The following is a 16,042-nucleotide window of genomic DNA, read 5'->3' on the forward strand; positions in this document are numbered from 1 at the left end:
ATTCCGTACAGTGGAAAACAGGAGGGTGTGGGATGGGTCAGGGCCAGCAGCAGAAGGTGGCGACGAGTCTCGCGGGCGCCGTCAGCGAGGAGATCAGCGCCTCCCTCGCGCCGGTCGACGCCGAACTGGAGCGCCGCTACCCGGGCGACCCCGGCACCCGCCAGCCCGTGCACACCGTGTACGTCCCGGGCGACGCCTTCGCCGCGGACACCGTCCGCTCCTGGGGCGACCGGGCGCTCGCCGCCCTGGACGAACACGCCCCCGACGCCGCCTCCTTCGCCGCCGTCCTCGGCCTGTCCGGCGAACTCGCCGAGCCCGTCCACTCCCGGGTCCGCGCCAAGCTGGAGCGCGAGCCGATCGAAGACCTGCGCGTCGACTTCGAGGACGGCTACGGGCCCCGCCCCGACGCCGAGGAGGACGAGACGGCGGCCCGGGCGGCGCGGCTGATCGCCGAGGCGTACGCCGACGGCACGGCGGCGCCGTACATGGGCATCCGGATGAAGTGCATGGAGGCCGCGGTGCGCGACCGGGGCATCCGCACCCTCGACATCTTCCTCACCGGGCTGATGGCGGCCGGCGGCCTGCCCGCGGGCCTGGTGCTGACCCTGCCCAAGGTGACCTACCCCGAGCAGGTCACCGCGATGGTCCGGCTCCTGGAGGCCTTCGAGAAGGCGCACGGCCTGGAGCCGGGCCGGATCGGGTTCGAGATCCAGATCGAGACCAGCCAGTCCATCCTCGCCACCGACGGCACCGCCACCGTCGCCCGGATGATCCAGGCCGCCGAGGGCCGCGCCACCGGACTGCACTACGGCACCTTCGACTACAGCGCCTGCCTCGGCGTCTCCGCCGCCTACCAGGCCAGCGACCACCCGGCCGCAGACCATGCCAAGGCGGTCATGCAGGTCGCGGCCGCCGGTACGGGCGTACGCGTGTCGGACGGTTCCACCAATGTGCTGCCGGTCGGGCCCACGGCGAAGGTGCACGACGCCTGGCGGCTGCACTACGGGCTCACCCGGCGTGCCCTGGCCCGCGCCTACTACCAGGGCTGGGACATGCACCCCGGCCACATCCCCACCCGGTACGCGGCCGTGTTCGCGTTCTACCGCGAGGGCTTCGAGCAGGCCGCCGCCCGGCTCGCCCGGTACGCCAACCGCACCGGCGGTGACGTCATGGACGAGCCCGCCACCGCCAAGGCCCTCAGCGGCTATCTGCTGCGCGGCCTGGACTGCGGCGCCCTCGACATCGCCGAGGTGGCCCGGCTGACCGGTCTGACCCGGGCCGATCTAAAGGGCTTCGCGGCGCCCCGGCGCGGCGATCTGACGGCCTCCGGCAAGTAGCGGCCCTGTCACAGCCGCCCCCGGGCGACTTGAGCTGTCGGCGCCGCCCCGTACGCTGGACGCGGTTCACGGACGTGTCTGAGGAACGGGGCGGCGGTGTCTTCGGGTACCTGGCCCCCGAGCGGGCCAAGGACCCGGACCCACGGGCCAGGGCGAGGAGAGGACCACCGCTCCCACCGGCAGCGCCCCGCCCGCCGAGGCCGGCAAGCCGACGGACCGCCCCTTGGCCACCCCCTCGGCCAAGCCTTCCCAGAGCACTCGTCCGTCCCGGAGTTCGGGCACCGGCGGCGGGACGGCCACCCCCACCCCGGCCTGTCAGTCCATCGGCGGCGGCAAGTACAACTGCCAGGTCTGGCGGACCGCCACCTCCTACCCCGCCTCCGGCGCCGAGGCCGGCGTGCTCAACGCGGGCACCGACTATTTCAACTGCCAGGCGCATCTGGGCCGCCGGGAGACCTACGGCAGGTGGACCAACGTCTGGTGGGCGAGGACGGACGACCACAGCGGCAACACCAGTGTCTGCGTCAGCGATGTCTACATCAAGGGCGGCGACAACGACTCCCCGGTCCCCGGACTTCCCGTCTGCTGAGTGCGGACGTACCGCTCCAGGCCCGACGCGACCGCCCACTTCCGCTCGGCGAACAGCCGGGTGCCCCGCCGGCACAGTTCGGCGTCGGCCCGCGCACGCGCGCAGAACTCCTCGGGTGTCACACCGAACAGCTCCCTCAACTCGGCTGCTTCGCCCAGAAGTTCCGTGAGGAGGGTGTGCTCACCTGGGTGGCGGCGGGGCGTGCCGGTGCCGTCGTGCAGGACGCCGTGCCGGTTGACGTAGGCGTGGACGCCGGGCAGCGTCGTGCCGTCCGCGAGGCCGACGCGTACGTCCGGGGCGGGCAGCCAGGCCCGGCCGAAGTTGCCGCCCGGCAGCGGTACGCCCTCGCTCGCGTCGATCACCTCCAGTTGCCGTCCGTTCAGCCAGAGGACGAACGACTGCCTTACCGTCGTGGGGGATTGGACCGGGGACGCCGAGACATAGCCGAGGCGGCTGACGTGCGCGGAGACGCCCACGTCGAGGCCGGTCACTCGGGAGCGCACCATGGGGATCGGCTCGGTCACCCCGGACTCGGCCATCTTGTGCTGGAGTTGGGCGGGAGAGGCGTTGGAGCCGACCGCGAGCACCGGTACCCGGCCGTCGTCGTACACCAGCCGATCCAGCGGCAACAGCCGGTCGCCGTCGAGGAGTCCGGAGTCGGCGGGCCAGACGCCGGGATAGGTCAGCGGGTGGTCGCGCGGTGCCTGGTCGAGGCCCAGTTCCGTGAGCGTACGGCCGGTCATGCGCGGCTCACTCCGAGGGCGGCAGCTCGCCCGAGCCGCGGGTGACCAGCCGGGTCGGCAGCTCGATCCGCTCCGGTGCCAGAAGGGTGCCGTCCAGTTGGCGGAAGAGCCGCTCGGCAGCCGTACGGCCGAGCAGGGCCGCGTCCTGGGCGACGACCGTGAGGCCCGGATGCAGCAGATCGGCCAGCTCGATGTCGTCGAAGCCGACGAGTGCGACCGGACGGGTCCGCTCGGCGAGAACCCGGATCACGGTGACGGTCACCCGGTTGTTGCCCGTGAAGATCGCGGTGACCGGGGCGGGCCCGGACAGCATCTCCTCGGCGGCCCGGCGCACCCGCTCCGGGTCCGTCACACCGAGGGAGGTCCACGCCGGCTCGACGGATATCCCGGCGTCCTCCATCGCGGCCCGGTAGCCGCGCAGCCGCTCGGCCGCGGTGTGGATGCGGGGCATGTCACCGATGAAGCCGATCCGGTGGTGGCCGTGCGCGATGAGATGGGTGACGCCGTCACGGGCCCCGCCGTAGCTGTCGGACAGCACCACGTCGGCGTCGATCCTCCCGGCCGGGCGGTCCACGAACACCGTGGCCACACCCGCCCTGATCTCCGGCTCCAGATAACGGTGGTCGTCCCCGGCCGGGATCACCACCAGCCCGTCCACCCGCCGTGCGCACAGCGCGAGCGCCAACTCCTGCTCGCGGTCCGGGTCCTCGGCACTGGACCCGTTGATCAGCAGCGCGCCATGGGCCCGGGCCACCTCCTCGACCGCCCGGCTCAGCGGACCGTAGAACGGGTCGGCGAGGTCCTCAAGGACGAGACCGATACTCGCGGTACGGCCCTTGCGCAGCACCCGCGCGCTGTCGTTGCGGCGGAAGCCGAGCGCGTCGATCGCCTCCTGGACCCGGCGCTCGGTGTCCGGGGTGACCCCGGGCTCGCCGTTGACCACCCGGGACACCGTCTTGAGGCCGACACCGGCGCGCGCAGCCACGTCCTTCATCGTCGGCCGGGTCCCGTAACGGGAGCCTGGGAGACGGTCTGCGCGGCGGGAGGTCTCGGGCACGATGCGGCGTCCTGTCCTGTCGTCCACGGTGGTGATTCCTGTTGTCCACGGGGGATGCACAGGTCCATGGGTTTGTATGAGGATGTGGCGTCGAGCATAGAGCCTGGACAACGTTGTCAGATGCGAGGGAGACTGTCCACCGCAAACTCCGGCCCGCGCCCCCACCGCTGGACGGCTGCCTTTCACTCGGTTACTCATGGTTGACGGGGAGATCTGACTCTGATGCACACCGACCTCGTGGCGGCCCTCGACATCGGCGGCACAAAGATCGCCGGCGCACTGGTGGACGGTCACGGACGGATCCAGGCACGCTCCCAGCGCGCGACGCCCGCCCAGCAGGACGGCGAGACGGTCATGGGCGCCGTCGAGGAGGTGGTCGGCGAACTCGCCGGTTCACCCCTGTGGGGGCGGGCCGGCTCGCTCGGGATCGGCAGCGCGGGCCCCGTGGACGCCTCCGCCGGCACCGTGAGTCCGGTCAACGTGCCGGGCTGGCGGGACTTCCCGCTCGTCGAGCGGGTGCGCGCGGCCGCCGGCGGACTGCCGGTCGAGCTGATCGGTGACGGTGTCGCCATCACGGCAGCCGAACACTGGCAGGGTGCGGCCCGCGGCCATGACAACGCGCTGTGCATGGTGGTGTCGACGGGCGTCGGCGGCGGCCTGGTGCTCGGCGGCAAGCTGCACCCCGGGCCGACCGGCAACGCGGGCCATATCGGCCACATCAGCGTCGACCTCGACGGGGACCCCTGCCCGTGCGGGTCGCGCGGCTGCGTGGAACGCATCGCGAGCGGCCCCAACATCGCCCGGCGCGCGCTTGAGGGCGGCTGGCGGCCGGGTCCCGACGGCGACACCTCGGCGGCCGCGGTCGCGGCCGCCGCCCGGACCGGCGACCCGGTCGCGGTGGCGTCCTTCGAGCGGGCCGCACAGGCGCTGGCGGCCGGGATCGCGGCCACCGCGACCCTTGTCGAGATCGACATCGCGGTGATCGGCGGCGGCGTGGGCAAGGCGGGGGAGATCCTCTTCACACCGCTGCGCAAGGCCCTCACCGACTACGCGACCCTCTCCTTCGTGCAGCGTCTGGCGGTCGTCCCGGCCCAGATGGGCACGGACGCGGGGCTGGTGGGCGCCGCGGCGGCCGCGCTGGCCCGGATGGGCACGGACGCGACGGCGGCAGGCGTCTGAGGCGGCCGCGGGACTCAGCAGGAACGTTCAGGCCCGGTCGGCCGGTGTTCAGGTCCGGCCGACCGGGCCGTCAGCGGTGTCTGACGTGCGGGTCGTGGGGCGTCAGCAGGTGATCCGCGCGTCCGCCCAGTCGCCGTGGTCGGAGGTGACGCCGTTCCCGCCGTCGGTGACGACGAGGCTGATCACCTCGGCACCGGTGACGTCGGCGGTGAGCGGCTGGGCCGGCATGTCCGTGGTCAGTACGCCGGTCGCGGCGACCTTCGTGCCGTCCGCCCAGACCTCGAAGGAGACGCTTCCGTTGGCGGCTTCCTCGTCGTCCACGCCGACGTCGGCGGTGACCTTCTCGCACGCCTTCCCGGTGTAGTAGTCGATCTGGCTCTGGGCATGGGTGCCGAGACCCTTGGCATACACCACCCCGTCGACGGTGATCGGATGCCCGTCGCCGGCGGCGGTCTCCCCGTTGCTGCTGTCGCGCTCCACGGGCCCCCAGCCGTTGCCGGCCGACAACCAGGGAAGGTCGCTGAGGTAGGAGCTTCCGGCGGGCGGCGGGTCCGCGACGGTCATCGTGATCGTCATCGTGCTCTCGGTGCGCACTCCGGCCGGTGACCGGTAACTCGCCCTGAGCCCGAGGTCGTACGACCCCTTCGGCGTCCCTGCTGGAGCGGTCACCTTCCAGCCGGTGTGCAGGGCGCGGCCCGTCGCCAGTGCCCTGGTCCTGGTCGGCGAGGTCGGGGTGAGGGTCCAGCCACGGGGGCCGGTGAGCGAGACGGAGACCTTGCGGGCCGTGGTGCGGCCGAGGTCGGTGACGGACGTGGTGAGCGCGGCCTGGCTGCCAGGCTCGATGAACGGGCTGCCGTTCAGGCCGAGTTCGACGGCCGGCGGGTGCGCCGCCCAGCGCCGGTCGGTGGCGACCCGGACCAGAACCGTGCCGTGTGCCGGGACGACCGCGGAGATGGTCCCCGCGGTGTTGTAGCTGCGGTGCTGCCACAGGTCGCGCAGGGTGTAGGCGGGCGCGTTCGAGAGGCCGGCTGCCTGTGCGGTGGTCGCGATGCGCTGGGGGGAGTTGGACTCGTTGAAGAGGGCGACCGCGCGGCTGCCGTCCTTCATGTCCTTGGCGACGACCCAGCGCCCGCCCGCCGAGGAGATCACCGTGCCCTGCTTGCCCAGCGGGTCCTGGTCGACGGCGATGACCTCCTTGTTGTCCAGGATGTCGAAGGTCGCCCGGGAGGCCTTGCGCAGGTCGGTGCCGATCAGCAGCGGGGCGGCCATCACCGACCACATCGAGAAGTGCGAGCGGTACTCGGTGTCGGTCATACCGCCGTTGCCGACCTCCAGCATGTCGGGATCGTTCCAGTGCCCGGGGCTCGCGTAGGGCGCGAGCGGCAGGTTCTGCTTGAGGATCGACACCATCGAGCCCCAGCTGTCGCTGATGTCCCCGGTCGTGCGCCACAGCTGGCCCACGTCCGACGCCCACTCCCAGGGCTTGTTCTCGCCCCACTCGCAGATGCTGTAGACGATGGGCCGCCCGGTCGCCCTCAGCGCGTCCCGCATGGTGAGGTAGCGCTGCCTGGCGTCCACACCCTGGTTGTTGCAGTTGTCGTACTTGAGATAGTCGACGCCCCAGTCGGCGAACTGCTGGGCATCGCTGTACTCGTGCCCGAGGGCACCCGGGAAGCCGGCGTCGTTGCAGGTCTTGGTGCCCGCGCTGGTGTAGATGCCGAGCTTGAGGCCCTTGGAGTGGACGTAGTCGGCGACCGCCTTGATCCCGTGGGGGAACCGGGCCGGATCCGGGACCAGCCTGCCGTCCGCGTCGCGGCTCGGCAGCGCCCAGCAGTCGTCCAGGTTGACGTACCGGTAGCCGGCGTCCTTGAGGCCCTTCGCCACGAAGAGGTCCGCGATGCCCTCGACCATGGCCTCGTTGAAGTCCGTGCCGCAGTGGGTGGAGTTCCAGTTGTTGAAGCCCATCGGCGGGGTGAGGGCGAGACCGTCGGCGGGGGTGGGCGAGCCGGTTGCCCCGCCTGCGGCGGCGGGTGCGGCGAGGCCCGCCGTGCACAGCAGTGCCGCGGTCAGTGCTCCGACCACTCTTCGGCGGGTTGTGCGGGTGTGAGGGTGACGCATCGTTACGCTCCTCCGACTCGCAAAAGGTGGGATGACTGCATGTATGCGTCATCGGTGCGCGCTTATGGTAGGAGCTGTTCGGCTGTGTTGGAAGGGGGAGCGTCGAAGCTTGCGCCGGTTCCCCTGTCGACCTGGCTGTGGGACCAATTGAGAGGGAGGCGCAGCCATGTGTGTTGGGTTGTGTTGCCTGGTGACGCCTGGAGACCCTACGAGATGCCTGGGTCTCGCCTGTGAGAGGTTCCGGTCAGGACATCCGATGTCCTGTAACGAGGATGGCCCGGGGAGCCTCACCGGAACTCGTGGACTACGTCGATCGTGCCGACGAGGTGCGCGTTGAACTCGTCCAGCTCCTCGGTCGGCACCCACAGCTCCAGGGTCGTGCTGCCGCCCACCTGCTGGACGGGGTAGCGGCGGACGAACTCGGTGTCGACCTCGAAGCGGGTCACGAAGCCGGCGCCGTCGTGCTTGACGTTCCAGTCCCGGGCGATCCTGATCGCGTAGTCCTCGTCGAGCACCGGGTAGAAGATCGGCTGCTCGGGCAGCCTGGGCGGCCGGGCGCGCCACTCCGGCTCCCGGACCAGTTCGAGCCTCACGGGACCGGTCGGGCGCCAGAGGATCGTGGTCGGTCGCGGGCTGGTCATGGCGTACGGCTTCCTGTGCGAGCGGGGTTCGGGCTCCCCGACGTCAGCCGCGCCGTGATCCTTCCGACCACCCGGTTTCCGTGCCGACGTGCCGTGTTGCTCCCCTCGTGGGTTCGCCCGTGACCCCGGGCCGCCCGCACAGTTGAGACGGGCATGAAGAAGCGCAGCATGCTCGCCATCGCCAGCCTGGCCACCGGATTCGTCGTGGCCGCCATCACCCCGTCCCACGCCGCCGCCGACGGTCCGTTCGACGACCTGCCCGTCGCGGACACCCTGGAGCACGTCGGACACCTCGTGGGCGACGACAGCTTCGAGACCGACGGGGATCTCCTGGGCCAGGAGTAGTCCGGCCGGGCTGGAGCGAACGACGGTGCCGGTGTTCCGCGGAGGGAGCACCGGCACCCCCGTTTTGCGCACCCTCAACGGGAACTGGTTTCCGTGGCAGTGTGGAGCGGGCAAGCCTCAGGGGGCCAAGAGAAGAGGGGGAGTCCGTGATCGTCTGGGTCAACGGCGCGTTCGGTGCGGGTAAGACGACCACCGCACGTGAACTGATCGAACTGATCCCGAACAGCACGCTCTTCGACCCCGAGGTCATCGGCGGGGCACTGACACACCTGCTACCGGCCAAGCGCCTCGCCGAGGTCGGCGACTTCCAGGATCTGCCGATCTGGCGACGACTGGTGATCGACACGGCGGCAGGGATGCTCGCCGAGCTGGGCGGGACCCTGGTGGTTCCCATGACGTTGCTGCGCCAGGAGTACCGCGACGAGATCTTCGGCGGCCTCGCCGCCCGCCGGATCGCCGTCCGGCATCTGTGCCTCACCCCGGCCGAAACGATCCTGCGCGAGCGAATATCCGGCCGGGAGATCCCGCCCGACCTGCCCGACGGCGAGATACGCGTCCGGCAGTGGTCGTACGACCAGATCGAGCCCTACCGTGCCGCCCTCGCCACCTGGATCGGCGCCGACGCCCATCTCGTCGACACCAGTGCCCTCACCCCGTACGAGACGGCCGTGTACATCGCCGAGGCCGTCGGCACCGGTGCCGCGCCCGTCTGTGACATCGTGCAGACCCCGGAGCCCACCGCCGAGACCCTCGCGGCCGGGGTCCTGCTCTTCGACGAGGACGACCGCGTCCTGCTGGTCGACCCCACCTACAAGGCGGGCTGGGAGTTCCCCGGCGGTGTCGTCGAGCCCGGCGAGGCCCCCGCACGGGCGGGCGTGCGTGAGGTCGAGGAGGAGACCGGGATACGGCTGGAGAAGGTCCCGCGGCTGCTGGTCGTCGACTGGGAGCAGCCCGTGCCGCCCCGCTACGGAGGTCTGCGGCTGCTCTTCGACGGCGGCCGACTGGACTCCGCCGAGGCCGGACGGCTGGTGCTGCCGGGGCCCGAGCTGCGCGGCTGGCGTTTCGCCACCGAACAGGAGGCCGCCGAGATGCTGCCGCCGGTGCGCTACGAACGGCTGCGCTGGGCGCTGCGGGCCCGCGAGCGCGGCGCCACGCTCTATCTGGAGGCCGGCGTCCCGGTCGGTTGACAGTCCCTGACTGCACGTCAAGTAGGCGCATTCTCGGTGAGGTTGGCGGGGACCTTGGCAATTCCCGGGGCTGTGTCTAACGTCGGTGCGCAGCTCAACTTCCTCGCGGCCGCCGTCCGCCGTGCACAGGCCGGACACCCACCGGTCGAAGGAGGGGCATTCGCGCGCACTCTTCGGCCCCCACAAGGGGACTCGCGCTCGCCGCCTGTAGGCGCCGACGCCGTAGTGGCAGTACGGCGGCAGGCCGAAGAGGTTCGCGGTGGAGCGGGCGTGCCATGGGTCCCGCTCCCGGTCGGTCAGGGGGATCCGGTTCACGAACACCGGCCTGCCGTCCACCCTGATTCGCATCGCGGTGCCGCCGGTCCCGGTGCCGAGCGGCTCGCCCGCCGCGACCAGCTCGGTCAGCTCCACATCGCTCAGCAGGGCCGGCGAGGTCGCGATGTCGGTGTGGGCTGCGATCCGGCGCGCGGTGTCGGTCATGCTCCCATGGTCAGCGCGGCGGCCCGTAGGTGTCCGCGGATGTCCGCAGCACCTGGGATGCGTCCGCGGTCACCGGATCACCGTGGCCGAAGCAGGCCACCTCCGCGTCCAGGGCGGCCAGCCGCCGGAAGGACGCGACGGCCTGGGCGCGGTCCAGGTTGAACACTCCCAGTATCACCGAGCCGGTGACCGGTGAGACCGCCACCGCGTCCCCGGTGAACAGCACGCCGTACGAGGGGAGATGAAGTGCGATGCTGCCGTCGGTATGACCCGGGACGTGGACGACCCGGGCGCCGCCGCCGAAGTCCAGGACGTCACCGTCGGACAACTCCGTCACCGCGTCCGGGCGAACCGGCTCGTCGGCGGGCAGCCGCTTCGCGGCCTCGGCCCGGATCGGCAGCTCCCACTCCTCGAACACCGGGGGCGCACCAGGGAGTTCGCCCCGGATCACCGGTGCGTCCAGGCGGTGGGCCAGCACGTCGCCTCCGCTCAGGGCGGCGAACTCGGCCGCCCCGCCGACGTGATCCTCGTGGAAATGGGTGAGGACGATCCGTCGTACCGACGAAGGGGAGCGACCCAGCGCGGTGAGCGCGTCGGCGATCGGCCGGCCCGAGCCGACCGGGCCGGCGTCGATCAGCGTCGAGGCGTCGGCGTCCGGGTCGTGCCAGAGGTAGGCCTGGCCGACCGGGAAGCGCAGCAGATGCAGCCGGGGGAACAGTTCGATGACGTCCATGGTCCGACCGTAGGAGGACCCCCGTCCGCAGACGAGGGTCCTCTGCCGTGGGCAGAGCGGTTCAGCCCGCCGCGTAGTTCCGCAGGAACAGCGCCTCCGTTACGGACAGGCGCTCCAGCTCCTCCGGAGACACGCTCTCGTTGACCGCGTGGATCTGCGCCTCCGGCTCGCTCAGACCGATCAGCAGGATCTCGGCGTGCGGGTAGAGGCTCGCCAGGGTGTTGCACAGCGGGATGGAGCCGCCCTGACCGGCGTACTGCATCGTCTCGCCCGGGTAGGCGACCGCCATCGCGTCGGCCATCGCCTGGTACGCCGGGCTGGTGGTGTCGGCGCGGAACGGCTGGCCCTGGCCGACCGCCTCGGTCTGCACCCGGGCGCCCCACGGCGTGTGCGCCTCCAGATGGGCCTGGAGCAGCTTGCTCGCCTCGGCCGCGTCCACGCCCGGCGGCACCCGCAGGCTGACCAGGGCACGGGCGCTCGCCTGGACCGACGGGGTGGCGCCGACCACGGGCGGGCAGTCGATGCCGAGCACCGTGACCGCCGGACGCGCCCAGATGCGGTCCGCCACCGAGCCGTCACCGATCAGCCCGACGCCGTCCAGCACCTTGGCGTCCTTGCGGAACTGCTCCTCGTCGTACTCCAGCCCCGCCCAGTGGGACTCCGGCGCGAGCCCGTCGACCGTCGTCGAACCGTCCTCGGCGCGCAGCGAGTCCAGGACCCGGATCAAAGCGGCCAGCGCGTCCGGGGCGGCGCCGCCGAACTGCCCGGAGTGCAGATTGCCCTGAAGCGTGTCGATCTGGACCCGGAGCATGGTCATGCCACGCAGGGTCGTGGTCACCGTCGGCAGGCCGACACGGAAATTGCCCGCGTCGCCGATGACGATCGTGTCCGCCGCCAGCAGTTCGGGGTGCTGCTCGGCGTACCGCTCCAGGCCGCCGGTGCCCATCTCCTCCGAGCCCTCGGCTATCACCTTGACGTTGACCGGGACGCCACCGTTCGCCTTCAGCGCGCGCAGTGCCAGCAGATGCATGATCACACCGCCCTTGCAGTCGGCGGCACCGCGTCCGTACCAGCGGCCGTCCCGCTCGGTCAGCTCGAACGGAGGGGTGGTCCAGGCGGTCTCGTCCAGCGGCGGCTGCACATCGTAGTGCGCGTACAGCAGGACCGTTTTGGCACCCTCCGGCCCAGGCAGATAGCCGTACACCGACTGCGTCCCGTCCGGTGTGTCCAGCACGGCGACGTCCACGAAGTCCTCGGCGCGCAGTGCGTCGGCGACCCAGTTCGCGGCGCCCTCGCTCTCGCTCCTCGGGAACTGGGCGAAGTCCGCCACCGACTTGAAGGCCACCAGCTCGGCGAGCTCCGCCTTCGCCCTGGGCAGCAGGGCGGTGACGGTCTCGGCGACCGGATTGGACGACATGGGCACGCTCCTCGTGGGTGCGACGTTGAACTGGTGAGTACACCGATCCTCCCACAGCGGCCTGCGGCGATCTCCGCCGTAGGATGCGGGGGGACAGGTGACAGGTGTCGGCCTACGGACGGCCAGGGCCTGACCCACGGGTTGGTACGGCACCTACGGCTTGATACGGCACCTACGGCTTCTACGGCTTGATCGGAGCAGCGGACCATCGTGAGCGGTGAGATTTCTTCGGCGGACGACGTGCAGCGGGTGTGGGACGTCGTCGTGGTGGGCGCGGGACCCGCGGGGGCCTCGGCCGCCTACGCGGCGGCGGTCGCGGGACGGCGCGTGCTGTTGCTGGAGAAAGCCGAGCTGCCCCGCTACAAGACCTGCGGCGGCGGCATCATCGGCCCCTCGCGCGACGCGCTCCCGCCCGGCTTCGAGCTGCCCCTCAAGGACCGGGTGCACGCGGTCACCTTCTCCAACAACGGACGGTTCACCCGCACCCGCCGCTCCAAGCAGATGATGTTCGGGCTGATCAACCGGCCCGAGTTCGACCAGCAGCTGGTCGAGCACGCCCAGAAGGCGGGCGCCGAGCTGCGCACCGGCGCCGCCGTGCAGCGCGTCGAACAGCACGGCGCGGCCGTCCCCGACCGGCGCACGGTCGCGGTCGTCCTCCAGGGCGGCGAGACCCTGCTGGCCCGCGCGGTGGTCGGCGCCGACGGCAGCGCCAGCCGGATAGGCGCCCACGTCGGCGTGAAGGTCGACCAGGTGGACCTCGGTCTGGAGGCGGAGATCCCGGTGCCGGAGACGGTCGCCGAGGACTGGAAGGGGCGGGTCCTCATCGACTGGGGCCCGATGCCCGGCAGCTACGGCTGGGTCTTCCCCAAGGGTGACACCCTGACCGTCGGGGTGATCTCGGCGCGCGGCGAAGGCTCGGCCACCAAGCGGTACTTGGAGGACTTCATCGCCCGGCTCGGCCTCGCCGGCTTCGAACCGAGCATCTCCTCCGGTCACCTGACCCGCTGCCGCGCCGACGACTCGCCGCTGTCCCGGGGCCGGGTGCTCGTGTGCGGTGATGCGGCCGGCCTGCTTGAGCCGTGGACCCGTGAGGGCATCTCCTTCGCACTGCGCTCGGGGCGGCTCGCGGGGGAGTGGGCGGTGCGGATCGCCGAGGCCCACGACGCCGTGGACACCCGCCGCCAGGCGCTGAACTACGCCTTCGCCGTCAAGGCGGGCCTCGGTGTCGAGATGAGCGTGGGCAAGCGGATGCTGGCGGTGTTCGAACGCAGGCCCGGGCTGTTCCACGCGGCCCTGACCGGCTTCCGCCCGGCCTGGCGCGCGTTCAAGGAGATCACCCAGGGCCGGACCTCCCTCGGCGAACTCGTCCGCTCCCACCCGCTCGCCCAGCGCGCCCTCGCCACACTGGCCCCGGAGCCGCCCGCGTCGGGGAAGACCGCCGAGGTGGACGCGGACGACCCGGGCGACACCGACACCGAGGACTCGGTCACTTCGTGACGGTGATCCGGAAGACCGGGTGGTCGGGGGCGATCCGGCGCAGGTCGGCGTCGGGTGAGTCGGGGCCGACCCCGTTGAAGAAGACGCCGACCTCCGCCTTCCAGCGCTTCAGGTAGGCCCGCAGCAACTCGACCTTGTCGTCGTCGGCGACCTCGGTGGCGGTGAAGACGTCCACGTTCTTGCCGAGCCGCAGTTCGCCGCCGCCGGCGGCGCGCATGTTGCGGGTCCACTGGACATGGCCGCGCGGCGCGAGCAGGTACTGCTGTCCGTCCACCGTCAGCAGGTTCACGGGGGTGGTGCGCCACTCCCCGCTCTTGCGTCCGCGGACGGCGAGGACGCGGGAGCCCCAGATGCTGATACCGCGGCGGGTGAGCCAGGACACGGCCTGGTTGAAGACGTTGACGGTGAACCAGCCGGGCTTCTGGACGTGTGTCGACACGGGGACCCCCACAGTTTGGAGAGCGATGCTCTCGCTTGACTCCAGTGTGGGGAGATCGGCGCTCCAAAGCAAGAGCGGTGCTCTCTTTTTTGTACGACGCACTTGATTCGGGTTAGGAGCACTGAAAGGAGATCGGCGCTCAAGTTCGAGTGCAGTGCTCCAAAGTGTGTGCACTGCTCCGTCCTCGTGGCACACTGCTCGTATGAGCACCTCACAGGGCGCCCGCGCGCGAGCCAGGATGGAAGTCACCGCGGCCATCAAGGACGAGGCGCGCAGACAGCTCGCGGCCGAGGGCGCGGCCAAGCTGTCGCTGCGTGCCGTCGCGCGCGAACTCGGCATGGTCTCCTCGGCGCTCTACCGCTACTTCCCGAGCCGTGACGACCTGCTCACCGCGCTGATCATCGACGCCTACGACTCCCTCGGCGAGGCCGCCGAGGCCGCGCACGCCGCTGCCGCCGACGCCGTCCCGGCGGAGCGCTGGGTCACCGTGTGCGAGGCGGTGCGCGGCTGGGCGCTGGCGCGCCCGCACGAGTACGCGCTGATCTACGGCTCGCCGGTGCCCGGCTACTCGGCGCCGGACACGACCATCATGCCGGCCGCCCGGGTCGCCCTCGTGCTGATCGGCATCCTGCACGAGGCGTTCGAGCGGCGCGGTCTGGCCCGTACCCCCGTGCCCGCCGAGCTCGCGCCCGAGGGCCGCAGGATGGCCGACGAGCTGATGCCCGGACTCCCACCGGAGGTGGCTGTGGCCATGGTCGCGGCGTGGGCGCAGCTGTTCGGGCTGGTCGGGTTCGAACTGTTCGGGCAGTTCAAGGGCGTCGTGGAGGACCGTGACCTGTTCTTCCGGCACGCGGCCGCCCAGCTCGCCCACGGGGTGGGCCTGGTCTTCCCCTAGGGGGGCTCCGGCGGGCGAGGCGACGGGCGCGACGCCGCTTCGACCTCGGCACCCTTCGCGGACGACGGGTTCGCGAAGAGCGGCCGCCGCAGAGCCGACGGTCTTCACTGTGCCGGGGCTGCCGACGTCCCGCCGCCGTCCTCCGGGACGAGTACGACCTTGCCGGCGACCGTCCCGGACTCGGCGAGCCGCAGGGCTTCGGCGGCCTGCGTGAGGGGAAGTCGGGCGGCGATGCGGGCGGTGACGTCGCCGCGCCGGAGGGACTGGAACACCTGGGTGAGGTCGGCGCTCAGCCGGGCCCGGAAGCGGTCCTTGTTCAGGGCGCGGCCCTCCCAGACGTTGAAGAAGTACGCGTGCCGGCCGTTGGGCAGCGCGTTCCACAGCCACACCCGGCCGAGGATCTTCAGCACGGGCAACTGCTTGGAGCCCGAGTCGTCCCGGGTGGTGGCGCTGCCGTAGGCGACGAGGGTGCCGCCGGCGGCGAGGAGCTTCCAGGAGTCGACGACGCTGCGGCCGCCGAGGTGGTCGAAGACGGCGTCGACACCGCCGGGAACCAGTTCGCGGACCCGGGCCGGGACGTCCTCGGCGCGGTAGTCGACCGGGGTGACGCCCAGTTCCCGCAGCGCGTCGTGATGGCGGGCGGAGGCCGTGCCGATGACGTGGAGGCCCGCCGCGCGCGCGAGCTGGACGAGGACCGTGCCGACCCCGCCGTTGGCGCCGTGCACCAGGATCGTCCCGGCCTGGCGCACCTTGGCCTTGCGGTGGAGCATCTGCCATGCCGTGATGCCGTTGACGACCAGCGTCTCGGCCTCCGCCGCGCCGACCCCGTCCGGCACCGTCACGGCGTCGGCCGCGTCGAGCACGACGTGACTGGCCCAGCCGCCCACCTTGACCAGGGATGCCACCCGCTTGCCGACGAGCCCGGGCGCGACCCCCTCGCCGGCCGTGAGCACGGTACCGACCAGGTCGTAGCCGGGGATGAAGGGGAAGGGCGGCTGGTCGTAGTAGCGGCCGCGGCGCATCTGCTGCTCCGCGAAGGAGACGCCGGTGGCCTCCATGCGCACGACGATCTGGCCGGAGCCCGGGACGGGGATCTGACGGCGCCGGATCTGCAGTCCTTCGGGCTCAACAACGCCTGGCAGGACGACCTCGACGAGCTGGGTGCTTGCTGCGGTGCCCTTGGGGTTGACGGTTCCCGCGGTTTCCATGGCGACCTCCATGACGATCTCCTTGCAGATGCATTCACGAACAGAAGAGGTGCTCGCCTCTCCCTCGAACTCGCCGGGCAGTTCGTGGGGATGGGCTTCGACCCGGAGCGGCTGTTCGACGCCGAGGTGGCGGAACTGGCACCCGGCCACCGCTGACAGCGCCCCGCCCGACGGCCT

14 protein-coding genes and 1 pseudogene are annotated in these 16,042 nt (G+C 71.6%); 7 read left to right on the plus strand and 8 right to left on the minus strand.

The features are described 5' to 3' along the window. Window positions 1-32 precede the first annotated feature (32 nt). Both ACZ7OO_RS24905 and ACZ7OO_RS24910 read left to right on the plus strand, forming a co-directional pair. Window positions 33-1,337, plus strand: coding sequence for a DUF6986 family protein (locus tag ACZ7OO_RS24905; protein WP_471507763.1), 1,305 nt, complete (start codon window positions 33-35; stop codon window positions 1,335-1,337). 277 nt (window positions 1,338-1,614) lie between these two features. Next, window positions 1,615-1,926, plus strand: a pseudogene (locus tag ACZ7OO_RS24910) (serine/threonine protein kinase); the annotation flags it as partial. Here the strand turns inward: ACZ7OO_RS24910 and ACZ7OO_RS24915 are convergent. Together ACZ7OO_RS24915 and ACZ7OO_RS24920 are read right to left on the minus strand one after the other, a co-directional pair. Beyond that, window positions 1,872-2,669: a hypothetical protein gene (locus tag ACZ7OO_RS24915; protein ID WP_471507764.1), complete on the minus strand. Its 798-nt coding sequence runs from the start codon at window positions 2,667-2,669 to the stop codon at window positions 1,872-1,874. The pseudogene ACZ7OO_RS24910 and the gene ACZ7OO_RS24915 overlap by 55 nt on opposite strands. A gap of 7 nt (window positions 2,670-2,676) precedes the next feature. After that, on the minus strand, window positions 2,677-3,726 hold the full coding sequence (locus ACZ7OO_RS24920; RefSeq protein ID WP_471507876.1) for a LacI family DNA-binding transcriptional regulator: 1,050 nt from the start codon (window positions 3,724-3,726) through the stop codon (window positions 2,677-2,679). 222 nt (window positions 3,727-3,948) lie between these two features. Between ACZ7OO_RS24920 and ACZ7OO_RS24925 the strand changes: the two genes are divergently transcribed. Beyond that, the gene (locus ACZ7OO_RS24925; RefSeq protein ID WP_471507765.1) at window positions 3,949-4,905 is read left to right on the plus strand and encodes an ROK family protein; all 957 of its coding nucleotides are present in this window, start codon (window positions 3,949-3,951) and stop codon (window positions 4,903-4,905) included. A 102-nt stretch (window positions 4,906-5,007) separates the two neighbouring features. Here the strand turns inward: ACZ7OO_RS24925 and ACZ7OO_RS24930 are convergent, their stop codons facing one another. Together ACZ7OO_RS24930 and ACZ7OO_RS24935 are read right to left on the minus strand one after the other, a co-directional pair. After that, entirely contained in the window at window positions 5,008-7,023 is a 2,016-nt protein-coding gene (locus tag ACZ7OO_RS24930; RefSeq protein ID WP_471507766.1) for an NPCBM/NEW2 domain-containing protein, read from the minus strand. A gap of 287 nt (window positions 7,024-7,310) precedes the next feature. Next, entirely contained in the window at window positions 7,311-7,664 is a 354-nt protein-coding gene (locus ACZ7OO_RS24935; RefSeq protein ID WP_471507767.1) for a hypothetical protein, read from the minus strand. A gap of 153 nt (window positions 7,665-7,817) precedes the next feature. Here ACZ7OO_RS24935 and ACZ7OO_RS24940 point away from each other — a divergent pair, with 153 nt between their 5' ends. Beyond that, window positions 7,818-8,009, plus strand: coding sequence for a hypothetical protein (locus ACZ7OO_RS24940; RefSeq protein WP_471507769.1), 192 nt, complete (start codon window positions 7,818-7,820; stop codon window positions 8,007-8,009). A gap of 146 nt (window positions 8,010-8,155) precedes the next feature. After that, window positions 8,156-9,196 (plus strand): NUDIX hydrolase, encoded by a 1,041-nt coding sequence (locus ACZ7OO_RS24945; RefSeq protein WP_471507771.1) that lies wholly within the window; start codon window positions 8,156-8,158, stop codon window positions 9,194-9,196. Between the two features lie 490 nt (window positions 9,197-9,686). Here the strand turns inward: ACZ7OO_RS24945 and ACZ7OO_RS24950 are convergent, their stop codons facing one another. Continuing rightward, on the minus strand, window positions 9,687-10,409 hold the full coding sequence (locus ACZ7OO_RS24950) for an MBL fold metallo-hydrolase (RefSeq protein ID WP_471507773.1): 723 nt from the start codon (window positions 10,407-10,409) through the stop codon (window positions 9,687-9,689). A 61-nt stretch (window positions 10,410-10,470) separates the two neighbouring features. Then, entirely contained in the window at window positions 10,471-11,826 is a 1,356-nt protein-coding gene (locus tag ACZ7OO_RS24955; protein WP_471507775.1) for a M20/M25/M40 family metallo-hydrolase, read from the minus strand. Between the two features lie 210 nt (window positions 11,827-12,036). On the opposite strand from ACZ7OO_RS24955, the gene ACZ7OO_RS24960 reads away from it, so the two are divergent. Further along, a complete protein-coding gene (locus ACZ7OO_RS24960) occupies window positions 12,037-13,323 on the plus strand; it encodes a geranylgeranyl reductase family protein (protein WP_471507777.1) in 1,287 nt (428 codons plus the stop codon). Here the strand turns inward: ACZ7OO_RS24960 and ACZ7OO_RS24965 are convergent. After that, entirely contained in the window at window positions 13,313-13,762 is a 450-nt protein-coding gene (locus ACZ7OO_RS24965; RefSeq protein ID WP_471507779.1) for a nitroreductase family deazaflavin-dependent oxidoreductase, read from the minus strand. The two genes, ACZ7OO_RS24960 and ACZ7OO_RS24965, sit on opposite strands and share 11 nt — an antisense overlap. Window positions 13,763-13,964: 202 nt before the next feature. On the opposite strand from ACZ7OO_RS24965, the gene ACZ7OO_RS24970 reads away from it, so the two are divergent. Further along, window positions 13,965-14,657 carry a TetR/AcrR family transcriptional regulator gene (locus tag ACZ7OO_RS24970; protein WP_471507781.1) on the plus strand — a complete coding sequence of 231 codons (693 nt, stop codon included), beginning with the start codon at window positions 13,965-13,967 and terminating at the stop codon, window positions 14,655-14,657. 104 nt (window positions 14,658-14,761) lie between these two features. Here the strand turns inward: ACZ7OO_RS24970 and ACZ7OO_RS24975 are convergent, their stop codons facing one another. After that, window positions 14,762-15,865, minus strand: a complete 1,104-nt coding sequence (locus tag ACZ7OO_RS24975) for a medium chain dehydrogenase/reductase family protein (RefSeq protein ID WP_471507878.1) — start codon at window positions 15,863-15,865, stop codon at window positions 14,762-14,764. Window positions 15,866-16,042: the final 177 nt, after the last annotated feature.

Source organism: Streptomyces sp. NPDC111744, assembly GCF_055634995.1.

Excerpts from the sequence above, each read along its gene's own strand:
- ACZ7OO_RS24940 (WP_471507769.1), top strand. The coding sequence starts at position 7,818 with ATGAAGAAGCGCAGCATGCTCGCCATCGCCAGCCTGGCCACCGGATTC.
- ACZ7OO_RS24950 (WP_471507773.1), bottom strand. The coding sequence starts at position 10,409 with ATGGACGTCATCGAACTGTTCCCCCGGCTGCATCTGCTGCGCTTCCCG.
- ACZ7OO_RS24955 (WP_471507775.1), bottom strand. The coding sequence starts at position 11,826 with ATGTCGTCCAATCCGGTCGCCGAGACCGTCACCGCCCTGCTGCCCAGG.
- ACZ7OO_RS24935 (WP_471507767.1), bottom strand. The coding sequence starts at position 7,664 with ATGACCAGCCCGCGACCGACCACGATCCTCTGGCGCCCGACCGGTCCC.
- ACZ7OO_RS24975 (WP_471507878.1), bottom strand. The coding sequence starts at position 15,865 with ATGGAAACCGCGGGAACCGTCAACCCCAAGGGCACCGCAGCAAGCACC.
- ACZ7OO_RS24970 (WP_471507781.1), top strand. The coding sequence starts at position 13,965 with ATGAGCACCTCACAGGGCGCCCGCGCGCGAGCCAGGATGGAAGTCACC.
- ACZ7OO_RS24915 (WP_471507764.1), bottom strand. The coding sequence starts at position 2,669 with ATGACCGGCCGTACGCTCACGGAACTGGGCCTCGACCAGGCACCGCGC.
- ACZ7OO_RS24925 (WP_471507765.1), top strand. The coding sequence starts at position 3,949 with ATGCACACCGACCTCGTGGCGGCCCTCGACATCGGCGGCACAAAGATC.
- ACZ7OO_RS24905 (WP_471507763.1), top strand. The coding sequence starts at position 33 with ATGGGTCAGGGCCAGCAGCAGAAGGTGGCGACGAGTCTCGCGGGCGCC.
- ACZ7OO_RS24930 (WP_471507766.1), bottom strand. The coding sequence starts at position 7,023 with ATGCGTCACCCTCACACCCGCACAACCCGCCGAAGAGTGGTCGGAGCA.